Consider the following 12,716-nt stretch of genomic DNA (forward strand, 5'->3'; position numbering starts at 1 on the left):
GTTCGCTGCGTCAGCTGAGGAGGCGAACTATACGCCCGGGCCTGCACCTCGTCAACACCTTTTGCGAGAAAAAGTGAAAGATTTTCGACAAAAGACAGCAAGTGACTGATATGTAACAAAACTATAGGGATGCAAGGCTTCCACTGGCCGTTATTCCGCTACGCGTGGATAATCTGCATCCCCTCCAACTTTCTGCATGCAGTCCTAACGTGAGCCACAAAACCTGGATTTTCGACCTAGACGACACCCTGCATCACGCCAGCGGCGGCATCTTCGACCATATCAACAAGCTGATGACTGAATACATGATGCGTCACCTCGGCGTGGGCGAAGAGGAAGCGTGCGCGCTGCGCTCGCGTTATTGGGCGCAGTACGGCGCCACCATGCACGGCCTGACCACGCATCACGGCATTGACCCGCAGCAATTCTTGATAGATACCCACCCGGTGGATGTACTGGCGCAGTGGCTGCAGTTTGAAGACCGCCTGGCGGAAAACCTGACCGCCCTGCCCGGCCGCAAGATCATTCTGTCGAATGGGCCGCAACACTATGTGGAAGGCATCCTGCAGCAGATGAAGATTCAGCATCACTTTGCATCCATCTATGGCGTGGATCAGTTGAACTATGTGCCCAAACCGCACCTCGGCGCGTTTCAGACGGTACTGGCGCGAGAGGGGCTGGACCCGGCGCATTGCATCATGGTGGAAGACTCGCTGCCGAATCTGCTGACGGCAAAAGAGCTGGGCATGACGACGATCTGGGTCAGCCATGAACCGCGCAAGCCGGCCCATGTCGATCACCGCATCGAGAAGATCAGCCAGCTACTGCGGCTGCATCTGAATTGAAGACATCTATATAAAGAAAAAGCCAGCTTAGATGAGCTGGCTTTTTTGTATCCGCTTCCGCTTACTTCAGCTTGATCTCGGACCACACCTTGTTCAGCTCGCGTCTATCCTTGGCATTCAGATCGTGCAGCTGCTGCAGGCGCGGCAGGTCGGTCGCGGTCGGGAAGATCGCCGGGATCTTGGTCAGCTCGGTCTTGACGAACTTGCCGGCGGCGGCGTTCGGATTGCCGTTGCCCATTTCATTGGTCAGACCGGCGGCGTTCTTGCCGTCCAGCATGAAGTTGATGAACTTGTAGGCCAGGTCCTTGCGCGGGGCATCTTTCAGCACCACGAAGTTATCCAGCGACAAGGTGTTGCCTTCCTTCTGCAGGCTGAAGTTCAGCGCGAAGTTGCGCTTGGCCTTCTTGGCATCCTGCTGAGCCTGGAACATATCGTTGGAGTAGCCGAAGGCGACATAGATATTGCCGACGGTCAGCTCCTTGATATAGGACTGGTTGTTGAAGGCGGCCCAGTACGGCTTGGCTTTCAGGATCACGTCGCGGGCGGCTTTCCAGTCGGCCGGATTGGTGGAATTGGCCGGCTTGCCCAGGTACATCAGCGCGGCGGCGATCAGTTCGCGCTGCGAATCCAGCACGGTGATCTTGCCCTTGATCTTGGCCAGCAGGGCCGGATCGAAGATCAGCGCCCAAGTATTGACCTTATCCTGCAAACCGAGCTGCTTCAGCTTGGTCTCGTTGTAGCCGATCAGCGTGGTGGTGAAGGCGTACGGCGCGGAGTATTTGTTGCCCTGATCGAAGAAGCTGTTCAGGTAACCCGGGTTCAGGTTCTTGAAGTTGGGCAGCTGCGCCTTGTCCAGCGGCTGCGCCTTGCCCTGCTTGATCAGCGCGTCGACGGCGAAACCGGTCGGCACCACGATGTCGTAGCCCTTGGCGCCAGCGGCCAGCTTGGCCAGCAGCTCCTCGTTGTCGCCGTAATAGTCCTGCACCAGCTTGCATTTGCAGTAAGCCTCGAAATTCTTGGCCGCGGTTTCGGACAGATAATTGTTCCAGTTGTACAGATGCAGCTCATCGGCGGCGAATGCTTGGGTCGACGCTGCCAGCGCCAGCATTGCGAGAATCTTCTTCATATTGTTTCCTTTGTATGGCACAACATTGGTACTGCGAACATCAGGCGGCGCCTGCCCGGCGCCGCCCAGATCCGACAGGAACGAAGCGCGGACAGCGCCCCGTTCGATTCTTCAGCTATTGGCGCGCAAGGCGCTGGGCGACACTTTGGTCGCGATGACGATCAAGGCCAGCGTCAGCAGCATCAGCAAGCTGGATACCGCGTTGACTTCCGGCGTGACGGCGATCTTGATCATCGAGTAGATCTCCAGCGGCAGCATGCTGGCACCGGCGCCGGCAGTGAAGAAGGTGATCACGAAGTCGTCGATGGACAGCGTGAACGCCATCAGCGCGCCGGCGATGATGCCCGGCTTGATCACCGGCAGCGTGATCAGGCGGAAGGCCTGGAACGGCGTGGCGCCCAGGTCGCGCGCCGCTTCCACCAGGCTGTCATCCATGCCTTGCATCCGCGCCCGCACCACGATGGCGACGAAGCCGATGCAGAACGCGATGTGCGACAGCAGGATGGTGATGAAGCCCAGCTCCAGAATGCCGATCAGCTGATTGACGATGACGAAGAAGATGACCAGCGACACGCCCATCAGCAATTCGGGGATCGCAATCGGCGTCAGCACCAGAAAGGGCAGCAGCTTCAGCTTGTAGCGATGCAGCGCGATGCCAGCCAGCGTGCCCAGAATGGTGGCGAAGAAGCTGGCGAGAATGCCGATGACCAGCGAGTTGGCGGCGGCGGTCAGCATCTTCTCGTTATGGAACAGCTTGTCGTACCACTTCAGCGTGAATCCCACCCATTCAGCGTTCAGACGCGAATCGTTGAACGAGTACAGCACCACGATGATCAGCGGCAGGTACAGGAACAGATAGGTCAGGATGGCCGAAGCCCACAGCCACTTCGATTGTTTCTTAGCCACGCCCCTTCCCCTTTCTGGCCACCACGGCCCCCAGCACGGCGATCAGCAATACGCCGCCGGTCAGCATGATCGACAGCACCGATCCAAACGGCCAGTCGCGGGTGTCGAGAATCTGCTGCTTGATCAGGTTGCCTATCATGATGGACTCGGTGCCGCCCAGGATGTCCGGAATCGCGAACATGCCCAGCGCCGGAATGTACACCAGCGCGGAGCCGGCGAATACGCCGGGCAGGCTCAGCGGCCAGGTCACGCGCCAGAAGCGCTGCCAAGCGTTGGCGCCGAGATCCTGCGCCGCGTCCAGCAGCGCCATATCGTGCTTTTCCAGATTGGCGTACAGCGGCAGCACCATGAAGGGCAGATGCACGTACACCAGGCCGACGATCACGGCGAAGGAAGTGAACAACAAGCGCACCGGCTCAAAACCGAGCGCCACCAATACCGTGTTCAGGGCCTTGGTGAAAGCGGACTGCGGCCCCAGGATGATCATCCAGGCGTAGATGCGGATCAGGAAGTTGGACCAGAACGGCAGGATCACCAGCAGCAGCAGCAGGTCGCGGTACTTCTTGCCGGAGCGGGCGATCAGCCAGGCCAGCGGATACGCCATCAACAGGCACACCACCGTGGTGATGGCGGCATAACCGGCCGACTTGATGAACAGCTCGACGTACAACGGCTCTTCCACCAGCCTATGGAAGTTGTCCAGCGTCAGCTGCCACACGCGGTGGCCATCTTCGATCAGGTACAGCGGCGCCAGGCCGCCGTAATCGCCGGGCTGGCGAAACGCCGCCACCAGCATGATCAGCGACGGAATCAGGAAGAACAATACCAAGTACAGCAAGGGGGGCCAGGACAGCGCCCACTTGCCGAATCGATCGCGGATAGCCATGGCTTACTCCGTCAGGAAACTGCCGGCGTCGAAGCGCCAGGCGATTTCGACGACATCGCCGTCATCGAAGAACTTGGCGACGCCAGGGATGTTGTTGGCCTGCATCGCCTCCACCAGCACGCCGTCGGCCACCTCCACCACATAGAGGGTGACGTCGCCCAGGTACAGGCAGTCGTGAACGCGGCCCTTGAAATGGACCTCGTCCGGCGACGCGGCCAGCTCCTTGTCCAGCCTCACCTTTTCCGGCCGCAGCGCCAGCCAGCCCATCTGGCCTTCCTTCACGCCCGGCACCGCCTGGCATTTCACATCGCCGCAGCCCTTGATGGCGACGGTCATCGCGTCGCCATGCAGCACCTTGACCGTGCCGTCCAGCACATTGCACTGGCCGAGGAAGTCGGCGACGAAACGGTTCTTCGGATAGCTGTACAGCTTCTCCGGCACGTCCAGCTGCTCCACCTTGCCGTGGCTCATCACCGCGATGCGGTGGCTCAAGGCCAGCGCCTCGCCCTGATCGTGGGTGACGTAGACGAAAGTGATGCCGACTTCCTTCTGCAGATTGATCAGCTCGATCTGCATTTCCTCGCGCAGCTTGGCGTCCAGCGCAGACAGCGGCTCATCCAGCAGCAACAGACGCGGCCGGTCCACCAGGGCGCGGGCGATGGCCACGCGCTGGCGCTGGCCGCCGGACATCTCGTGCGGGTAGCGGTTGCCGAACTGGCTCAGGCGCACGTCGGCCAGCAGCTTGTCCACCTGCGATTCGATCTTGGCCTTGTCCCACTTGGCCATTTTCAACGGAAAGGCGATGTTCTCGCGCACCGTCATATGGGGGAACAGCGCATAGCTCTGGAACACCGTGTGCACCGGGCGCTTCTCCGGCACGACCTGCGACATGTCCTGGCCGTCCAGCAGGATCTGGCCGGCGTCCGGCTGTTCGAAACCGGCCAGCATGCGCAGCAAGGTGGTCTTGCCGCAGCCGGAGGGCCCGAGCAGGGTGAAGAATTCGCCCGCCTCTACCGACAGGCTGACATCGTTGACTGCCGTGTAGTCGCCGAAGCGCTTGACCACGTTTTTGATTTCAAGGAGAGCCATGAATCTTCCCCACCACGAAAAAGGGCGCCATTTTAACAAAAATCTCCCCGCCGGGGCGGGAGAAATCCCCAGTAAATTCAAGACCTCAGCGCATTTCCCCACTCTGGCAAACCAACATGACAAGCCAATGGGATAAGTTGCTCTTTTCAATGAAAAAAACTGGTAAAGATTATCCGTAACCGCGATGAATCCGTTGAAAAATCATCGCGCTGGATTGATGTTTTTTGACAACAATTTTGTCCAAAGCCGCCCTCGAAGCGACCGCATCCGGATGAAGTCTAACCAGTGTCGAGCCAAATGTCGCAAGGATCTCCAGCTTTTCGCCAGATATCGCCTCCAGCCCCTCTTAGCGAGGGACAGCGTGCGAATCAGAAAATTCACCAGGGGAACGAATGACTGCAGGTGGCGCCTTGCAGCTAAGCGCCAGATGGCAAAAGAATGAAAAATGGCGAAGATCGCCGCTTAAAAACAAAAGGACGCCTCTCGGCGTCCTTCATCGTCCCTACTACTATCTATCAGAACTTGGTACCGATACCGATACCGAACACCCACGGATCAACATGCAGGGTACCCAACTTGGCGCCGCCCAGCTTGTCGGCCGTCACGTCGGTCTGGATCCACAGTTTCTTCACATCCACGTTGAAGAACCAGTTCTTGTTGATGGCGATATCCGCGCCCGCTTGCAGCGCCGGGCCGAAGCTGTTGTTCTTCACACTGAGCGGGGTACCCAGCGCATTCAGCCCTGCGTCGTAGAAACGGGTGTAGTTGAGGCCTGCGCCCACATACGGACGGAAAGTCGCTTCCGGCGCAAAGTGATATTGCAGGGTCAGCGTCGGCGGCAGCACCGATACTTTTCCGATATCCGCGCCATTAGCGGTGATCTTGTGACGCGAGGTGCCCAGGATCAGCTCCGCACCGATGTTGTTGGTGATCATGTAAGTGAAGTCCAGCTCGGGAACCGTAGCATTCTTGGCATCGACACTCAACCCGGGCACTGCACCCGAATTGTCCCAACTAGTAGCCGGATCAACATTGATCACGCGGAAGCGGGCCAGGATGTCGCCCTGAGCGGCAAACGCGCTGGCGGAAAGCATGCCGATCATGGCGGCAAGTGCGAGCTTCTTCATTTTATCTTCTCCAATGGTCAAGAAAATCAGGCCTGACGCTGGCCGCCTTTGCCAGTAAAATAGCCGGTCAACCGAGCGCGACGTCCGAAGCTAGATTATCCAAGCGCCCCTCCTCCAACTTTGCGCCAGATCATGAAACAGTCATGAAATATGCCGATCTGCGGGAATTCACCGCACAACTCCAGCAACAACAACAGCTCAAGCGCATTCATACGCCGGTGTCCACCTATCTGGAAATGACCGAAATCGGCGACCGCGTGCTGAAGGCAGGCGGCCCGGCGCTGCTGTTCGAACAGCCGGTCAAGGACGGCCGCCGCTACGGCTTCCCGGTGCTGGCCAATCTGTTCGGCACGCCGGAGCGGGTGGCCATGGGCATGGGCGCGTCCGACACCATGCAGCTGCGGGAAATCGGCAAAACGCTGGCCTACCTGAAGGAGCCGGAGCCGCCCAAGGGCCTGAAAGACGCCTGGGACAAGCTGCCGCTATTGAAGCAGGTGCTGTCGATGGCGCCGAAGGAAGTGAAAAAAGCGCCGTGCCAGGAAATCGTCTGGGAAGGCGAAGCCGTCGATCTGGAAAAACTGCCGATCCAGCACTGCTGGCCCGGCGACGTGGCGCCGCTGATCACCTGGGGCCTCACCGTCACCCGCGGGCCGAACAAGAAGCGGCAGAACCTCGGCATCTACCGCCAGCAGGTGATAGGCAAGAACCGCGTCATCATGCGCTGGCTGGCGCACCGCGGCGGCGCGCTGGATTACCGCGAGTTCCGCCAGCAAAACCCGGATGCGCCCTATCCGGTGGCGGTGGTGCTTGGCTGCGATCCGGCGACGATACTCGGCGCGGTGACGCCGGTGCCGGACACGCTGTCCGAATACCAGTTCGCCGGCCTCTTGCGCGGCAGCCGCACCGAGCTGGCCAAGTGCATCGGGTCGGACCTGCAAGTGCCGGCGCGGGCGGAAATCGTGCTGGAGGGCCACATCCACCCCAACGACATGGCGCTGGAAGGCCCGTATGGCGATCACACCGGCTACTACAACGAGCAGGACAGCTTCCCGGTGCTGACCATAGACCGCATCACGATGCGCGAGAACGCGATCTATCACAGCACCTACACCGGCAAGCCGCCGGACGAGCCCGCTATCCTGGGCGTGGCGCTCAACGAAGTGTTCGTGCCGATTCTGCAGAAGCAGTTTCCGGAAATCGTGGACTTCTATCTGCCGCCGGAAGGCTGCAGCTACCGCATGGCGGTGATCAGCATCAAGAAGCAATACCCCGGCCACGCCAAGCGGGTGATGATGGGGTGCTGGAGCTTCCTGCGCCAGTTCATGTACACCAAGTTCATCGTGGTGGTGGACGACGACGTGAATACCCGTGACTGGAAGGAAGTGATCTGGGCCATCACCACGCGCATGGACCCGGTGCGCGACACCACCCTGATCGAGAGCACGCCCATCGACTATCTGGACTTCGCCAGCCCGATCTCTGGCCTGGGCGGCAAAATGGGGCTGGACGCCACCAACAAGCTGCCAGGCGAGACCCAGCGCGAATGGGGCACGCCCATCGTGATGGATCAGGCCGTCAAGCAGCGCGTGGACACGATCTGGAGCGAGCTGGGGCTGTAACGCCGCCCAGATAAAATCAAAGCCAGGCAGCCGCCTGGCTTTTTTCATGGCCCGCGCTCAAGCCGATAACCGTGTCACCCTGGCCAGCCAGGCCACTGCCGGACCATCGACTCGCAGCGTGATGGCTCCCCGCTCCAACAGCAGCAGGCAGCCGCCCGGCAGCGTTTGTCCTTCCGCTTGCCAGCGGCCTTGCTGCAGATACAGCAGGGCCAGGTCATCGGCGCAGAGCGTCCAGGTCTCAGCCATTTCCCATGCCATGCGTTCCAGATCGCCCTGCCCCCAATCGCGCGCCAGCATCAAATTGCAGTCGCGCAACGGGCCGCCAAGCAGACGGCAATCGACACCGGCTTCGCCTGCAAACGCCACCACCTGACCCAGTTGGTCCAATGTCAGCGAGCGGCCATCGGCCAGACTCAGCGCCATGCCCTCGCCCTCCAGCAAACCCAGCTGCCGGTCTACGCCAGGGAAAAACGAAAACGGCCCGCCCTGCGCCACCTCGGCGATGGAAAACCGCAAGGCGAAAGCCTCGGGCCGCTGCGGGTGCGGCAGGCGGAACAGCTGCAGCGTGCGGCCGCCGCCATTGGCCCACGGCATGGCTTGAAAATCGTCTATGGTGTAAATCTGCAATCTGGCCCCCTGCTGGTTGGGTCGCTGCTATGGCATGATCTGTCCGAACCATCTTAACCGGAAGGTTCGTCAAAACCTGTTATGATCGCCCGATTTGAAGAATAAGGATTTACCATGGCCTCTATCCGCAACGCCAATTCCGCCCAACGTCTGAAACGCCTGAACGCCCGCCAACGCAAGAAAATGCGCGTGGGCGAATTCCGCGAGCTGGGTTTCCATCTGGTGGCCGAACTGCACGAAGGCGTGGATGCCGACGCGCTGCTGGATGGCTGGCTGACCCGCGTGGATGAGGCCGGCATCAGCTTCGGCGGCCATTTCGACGGCAAGGGCAAGCTGGAAGGCGTAGCCTTCCCGGTGAGCGAGCGCAAGATCGACGATGCGCTGCGCGGCGAACTGACCGGCTGGCTGCAGGCTCGCGCCGAAGTGAAAACGCTGGAAGCCAGCGAACTGATCGATCTGTGGCACACCGCTTGAGCGGCATCCGCCTCCCATGAACAAGCCGGCTCATGCCGGCTTTTTTCTTGTCTCAGGGCTGCCATTCCGACTTATCCACAGGGCAAGCCGGAATGCAAACTTATCCACAACCATCAGGATAACTGGCGGAATACCCGATAACCCACATATAGCCAAGTCTCGCGCGCCAAGAAGCGCGACCAGCTGGACACCGTGCGGAAACGGCTGGATTGCGTCGGCGCCGGATAGGCTCTCAGCCCCAGGTCGCTGGCCATCAGCACCGCGCGGCGCATATGCAGCGGGTCGCTGACCAGCAGATAGGAGCGGATGCCAAACTGGTGGCCCAGGTCTTTGGCATTGGACAGGTTCTGCCAGGTAGTGCGCGATTGATTCTCCACCAGCATCGCCGTCATCGGCACGCCCTGGCGCGCGGCGAACTCGCGGCCCACGTCCGCCTCCGCGGGATAACCCGGCTCCGGCGTGCCGCCGGTGAACACGATCCAGCGCACCTTGCCGCTCTGATACAACTTCACCGCGTGGTTGATCCGCTCGCGAAACACCGGGGACGGCTTATTGCCCCAGGCGGCGGCGCCGAGCACCAGCGCGGCGTCGGCGCCGGACGACTCTTCATCGTTGCCGTAATCGACGATGCTCCAGGCCACCCAGGCGAAGCCGAGCACCACCATCAGCACCGCCAGCAGGAAGCCTTTCATCATCAAGCGCAAATAAAGCATCGGCAATACAGGGGCAGAGGGAAAGATGAACGATTGTAACCCCAATTGAACGGCATGGCGCGGCCGCCGGCTATTTCTCAAGCTCCCAGATGGCGGCCTGCAGGCTCTCCATGCGCGCGGCCAGCGCGGTTTGCGCGTCTTGCAGGGCCTTGTTGTAAATGTCGCGGCCAATCTTTTCGGCGACGAAGTCCAGCAGGAAACGCGCATCGAAACCGCCAACCTCCATGCCCAGTTGATCAGACAGATATTGCTGCAATTGCGGCGCCAATTGCTCCAACTGAGACTCGCTCAAAAGTGAAGGGGTAGCCATCATCGCATCCCAAATGAAAGATTAAGATTATGGCCCAAGCGCGGCCCGGCGGGATAGCTTCCCGCCAGGTCCCCTTATTCGACTGCGCTATGAGAGCGCCGAGTCAGCCGTCTTACGGAATCCTGCAACCCGGATTGCCGACCGGACAGCGCCACAGCCAATCAACCGACATGCGCTGGCTCAATTTGACGGTAAACGCCATGCCCGGCGCCGACAAGGAGATCGTCGCCGCATCGCTGGAGAAGTCGTTTGTCATCGGCTCGCTGGTCCCCGGCACCGTGCGCAGGGCAATGGGACTGCCAAGTTGAATGCTCAATTGGCTGTTGCCCAACAGATAGCTGGCATTGTTCTGAATATACTGCCCCAGCGGGAAGACGCCGCCTCCCGGCAGGCTCACGACCTTGCCCGGCGGAATCACTCCACTCAAACCATTCAGCATATTCTGGCCCGGCTTGTACAACAACGCGTCCTTCACCAGAGCCAAGCCGGCTTGCAGATGGCTCTGGATGGAGCTGTCTATCTTGCCCTCGGCCTTGCTGATCAGCACATCGCCCACCACCGGCAGAATCCAGCTCAAATTGGAATCGCAATCGGTGGAAGAGCTAGTGCTGGCCGTCATGCCGGTCTTGCCGTCCTGCATCGCGCCGTTCGCCGAGCCGTACTGGGCATTGATCACGATATTGCTCAAGGTCAGGGTATTGGTGCAGCTATAGCTGATCACACCCCATTTATGGCCGGAGTATTGGCTGCGCACTTGATAGCTGAGGCCGGACAAGCTGATATAGGCCACGCCGCTGGCATCCGGACGGATCGTAATCGAGGGGTTGCCGCTGACCGTGCCGCCGAGGAAGGACGCGCCATTTTGCGACACCAGCTGCGACACCCGCTCGTTCATGCCTTGCTGCAAGGTATAAGGCACGCTTAATAATTGACTGACGGTTTGCTGCAGCGGTCCCGCCGCCTTCGCATCCTCGCCATAAGCCAGCGTTCCGCCGCCATAATTGACCGTCGCCCAGTATTGGTTCGAAATCACTTTCGGCGCCCAGTCCGCTTGCGCGGTGCCAGCCGCAAGCAGCCCTGCCAGAAAAATTGCTCTGCGCATCATTTCATGTTCCTTCATGGAAAAATCGCATGCCTTATGCCATGCGTGATTTGAAATATTCAATCCTCGAAAATTCCAAATGATTTTATCCATTATGAATAAAAATGGAAGCAGAATTTCTTGCGCCGCTCGATTGGCAAGAAACATGGCCTAAACGCCATCCATGCGACGCCCACTCCTTTGACTCAGCCGGCAAGCTACTCGATGCGCATAAAAAAACCGGCGCACGAGGCGCCGGGAATCACGAGTCAAACAAAGGAGGAAACGGTTTTTACAGCGTCACCCAGCGCGGCTGGGTCAGGGTGTCGGGTTGCAGGATGTCGTCCAGCTGTTCGCGGGTCAGCAGGCCGTGCGCCAGCACCACGTCGGCCACGCTGCTGCCGTTGGCGTGCGCTTCGGCGGCGACGCGGGTGGCGGCTTCGTAGCCGATCACCGGGTTCAGCGCCGTCACCAGGCCGATCGAGTTTTCCACGCTCTGGCGCAGACGCTCGCGGTTGGCGGTGATGCCCTTGACGCAGTGTTCGGTCAGCGTGTCGCAGGCGTTGGCCAGGTGGCCGGCGCTGCGGAACAGGCTGTAGGCGATCACCGGCTCGAAAGCGTTCAGCTGCAGCTGGCCAGCCTCGGCCGCCATGGTGATGGTCATGTCGTTGCCGATGACTTCGTACGCCACCTGGCTCACCACTTCCGGGATCACCGGATTGACCTTGCCCGGCATGATGGACGAGCCGGCCTGGCGCGCCGGCAGATTGATTTCGCCGAAGCCGGCGCGCGGTCCGGACGACAGCAGGCGCAGGTCGTTGCAGGTCTTGGACAGCTTGACCGCCACGCGCTTGAGCACGCCGGACAGCTGCACGAAGGCGCCGCAGTCCTGGGTGGCCTCGATCAAATTGGGAGCGGTGATCAGCTTGCAGCCCACCAGCTCGGACAGGTGCAAGCACACCAGCTTGGCGTAATCCGGGTGGGCGGTGATGCCGGTGCCGATGGCGGTGGCGCCGAGGTTGATCTCCAGCATCAGGGCGCTGGCTTCCTTCAGGCGCTGCTCGTCTTCGCCCAGCATCACGGCGTAGGTCTGGAATTCCTGACCCAGGGTCATCGGCACCGCGTCCTGCAGCTGGGTGCGGCCCATCTTCAGGATATCCTTGAACTCCTCGGCCTTGTCTTCAAAAGACTTGCGCAGCACTTCCATCCGCGACACCAGCTTCAACACGCCCCAGAAAGCGGCCAGGCGCAGCGCGGTCGGGTAGACGTCGTTGGTGCTCTGGCACAGATTGACGTGCTCGTTCGGGTGCAGGTGCTGGTACTCGCCCTTGGCGTGGCCCAGCAGCTCCAGCGCGCGGTTGGCGATCACCTCGTTGGCGTTCATATTGGTGGAGGTGCCCGCGCCACCCTGGATCACATCGACCACGAACTGGTCATGCAGCTTGCCGGCGCGGATTTCTTCGCAGGCATCGATGATGGCCTGGGCAAGCTTGGGCTCCAGGATGCCGAGATCGCGGTTGGCCTGGGCGGCGGCTTGCTTGATGCAGGCCAGCGCGCGGATCAGGTCGCCGTAGCTGCCTATGGTCTGGCCGGTGATCGGGAAATTCTCGATGGCGCGCAAGGTGTGCACGCCCCAATAGGCGGCGGCCGGCACATCGCGGTTGCCGAGCAGGTCGTGTTCAAGGCGGGTGGTCATCTGCGTTCTCCTCAGGGCGGCCGTCATGCGCGGCCTGGAATGCCTCGCACTGTATGCCCGCCCGGCATACTTGGCCAATTCCGAATGCAGATGGGGTCATGCAGGAAATGCATAACCTTGCCCAAGCCTGATCCAGCCAGGCCTAGGGGCTGTTGACGTTTGGTGAGCGGTCGCGCCGGGATGCGTTTTGCGACGAATCGAGGCGTTTCGCGCGCCG

The 12,716-nt window shown here is 60.5% G+C and carries 13 protein-coding genes; 3 read left to right on the plus strand and 10 right to left on the minus strand.

Annotated elements, in window-relative coordinates; genetic code table 11:
• Positions 1-209 precede the first annotated feature (209 nt).
• Positions 210-845: a pyrimidine 5'-nucleotidase gene (locus tag QUG01_RS19365; protein WP_500831523.1), complete on the plus strand. Its 636-nt coding sequence runs from the start codon at positions 210-212 to the stop codon at positions 843-845.
• A gap of 61 nt (positions 846-906) precedes the next feature.
• On the opposite strand, the gene QUG01_RS19370 is transcribed toward QUG01_RS19365, so the two are convergent.
• From QUG01_RS19370 to QUG01_RS19390, 5 genes are all read right to left on the minus strand, one after another.
• Complete coding sequence (locus QUG01_RS19370) at positions 907-1,971, minus strand: ABC transporter substrate-binding protein (protein WP_500831524.1); 1,065 nt, start codon at positions 1,969-1,971, stop codon at positions 907-909.
• A 111-nt stretch (positions 1,972-2,082) separates the two neighbouring features.
• The gene (locus QUG01_RS19375) at positions 2,083-2,877 is read right to left on the minus strand and encodes an ABC transporter permease (RefSeq protein ID WP_043624138.1); all 795 of its coding nucleotides are present in this window, start codon (positions 2,875-2,877) and stop codon (positions 2,083-2,085) included.
• Complete coding sequence (locus QUG01_RS19380) at positions 2,870-3,763, minus strand: ABC transporter permease (protein WP_500831525.1); 894 nt, start codon at positions 3,761-3,763, stop codon at positions 2,870-2,872. The genes QUG01_RS19375 and QUG01_RS19380 overlap by 8 nt, the downstream gene beginning before the upstream one ends.
• Positions 3,764-3,766: 3 nt before the next feature.
• A complete protein-coding gene (locus QUG01_RS19385) occupies positions 3,767-4,852 on the minus strand; it encodes an ABC transporter ATP-binding protein (protein WP_500831526.1) in 1,086 nt (361 codons plus the stop codon).
• A gap of 515 nt (positions 4,853-5,367) precedes the next feature.
• Positions 5,368-5,979: an OmpW/AlkL family protein gene (locus QUG01_RS19390; protein WP_500831527.1), complete on the minus strand. Its 612-nt coding sequence runs from the start codon at positions 5,977-5,979 to the stop codon at positions 5,368-5,370.
• A 143-nt stretch (positions 5,980-6,122) separates the two neighbouring features.
• Between QUG01_RS19390 and ubiD the strand changes: the two genes are divergently transcribed.
• Positions 6,123-7,598, plus strand: coding sequence for a 4-hydroxy-3-polyprenylbenzoate decarboxylase (ubiD, locus tag QUG01_RS19395; protein ID WP_500831528.1), 1,476 nt, complete (start codon positions 6,123-6,125; stop codon positions 7,596-7,598).
• A gap of 57 nt (positions 7,599-7,655) precedes the next feature.
• On the opposite strand, the gene QUG01_RS19400 is transcribed toward ubiD, so the two are convergent.
• Complete coding sequence (locus QUG01_RS19400; RefSeq protein ID WP_500831529.1) at positions 7,656-8,225, minus strand: HutD/Ves family protein; 570 nt, start codon at positions 8,223-8,225, stop codon at positions 7,656-7,658.
• Positions 8,226-8,339: 114 nt separating this feature from the next.
• On the opposite strand from QUG01_RS19400, the gene QUG01_RS19405 reads away from it, so the two are divergent.
• The gene (locus QUG01_RS19405) at positions 8,340-8,699 is read left to right on the plus strand and encodes a 50S ribosome-binding protein YggL (RefSeq protein WP_043624156.1); all 360 of its coding nucleotides are present in this window, start codon (positions 8,340-8,342) and stop codon (positions 8,697-8,699) included.
• A gap of 113 nt (positions 8,700-8,812) precedes the next feature.
• Here the strand turns inward: QUG01_RS19405 and QUG01_RS19410 are convergent, their stop codons facing one another.
• From QUG01_RS19410 to aspA, 4 genes are all read right to left on the minus strand, one after another.
• The gene (locus tag QUG01_RS19410; RefSeq protein WP_043624158.1) at positions 8,813-9,412 is read right to left on the minus strand and encodes a YdcF family protein; all 600 of its coding nucleotides are present in this window, start codon (positions 9,410-9,412) and stop codon (positions 8,813-8,815) included.
• Positions 9,413-9,482: 70 nt separating this feature from the next.
• Complete coding sequence (locus QUG01_RS19415; RefSeq protein WP_103903302.1) at positions 9,483-9,722, minus strand: DUF2164 domain-containing protein; 240 nt, start codon at positions 9,720-9,722, stop codon at positions 9,483-9,485.
• 112 nt (positions 9,723-9,834) lie between these two features.
• A complete protein-coding gene (locus tag QUG01_RS19420; protein WP_500831530.1) occupies positions 9,835-10,971 on the minus strand; it encodes a hypothetical protein in 1,137 nt (378 codons plus the stop codon).
• A 124-nt stretch (positions 10,972-11,095) separates the two neighbouring features.
• Complete coding sequence (gene aspA, locus QUG01_RS19425) at positions 11,096-12,499, minus strand: aspartate ammonia-lyase (RefSeq protein WP_500831531.1); 1,404 nt, start codon at positions 12,497-12,499, stop codon at positions 11,096-11,098.
• Positions 12,500-12,716 lie beyond the last annotated feature (217 nt).

The organism is Chromobacterium sp. CCUG 76385, from assembly GCF_059916625.1.

Excerpts from the sequence above, each read along its gene's own strand:
- QUG01_RS19415 (WP_103903302.1), bottom strand. The coding sequence starts at position 9,722 with ATGGCTACCCCTTCACTTTTGAGCGAGTCTCAGTTGGAGCAATTGGCG.
- QUG01_RS19420 (WP_500831530.1), bottom strand. The coding sequence starts at position 10,971 with ATGTTTCTTGCCAATCGAGCGGCGCAAGAAATTCTGCTTCCATTTTTA.
- QUG01_RS19410 (WP_043624158.1), bottom strand. The coding sequence starts at position 9,412 with ATGCTTTATTTGCGCTTGATGATGAAAGGCTTCCTGCTGGCGGTGCTG.
- QUG01_RS19405 (WP_043624156.1), top strand. The coding sequence starts at position 8,340 with ATGGCCTCTATCCGCAACGCCAATTCCGCCCAACGTCTGAAACGCCTG.
- QUG01_RS19390 (WP_500831527.1), bottom strand. The coding sequence starts at position 5,979 with ATGAAGAAGCTCGCACTTGCCGCCATGATCGGCATGCTTTCCGCCAGC.
- ubiD (WP_500831528.1), top strand. The coding sequence starts at position 6,123 with ATGAAATATGCCGATCTGCGGGAATTCACCGCACAACTCCAGCAACAA.
- aspA (WP_500831531.1), bottom strand. The coding sequence starts at position 12,499 with ATGACCACCCGCCTTGAACACGACCTGCTCGGCAACCGCGATGTGCCG.
- QUG01_RS19370 (WP_500831524.1), bottom strand. The coding sequence starts at position 1,971 with ATGAAGAAGATTCTCGCAATGCTGGCGCTGGCAGCGTCGACCCAAGCA.
- QUG01_RS19380 (WP_500831525.1), bottom strand. The coding sequence starts at position 3,763 with ATGGCTATCCGCGATCGATTCGGCAAGTGGGCGCTGTCCTGGCCCCCC.
- QUG01_RS19385 (WP_500831526.1), bottom strand. The coding sequence starts at position 4,852 with ATGGCTCTCCTTGAAATCAAAAACGTGGTCAAGCGCTTCGGCGACTAC.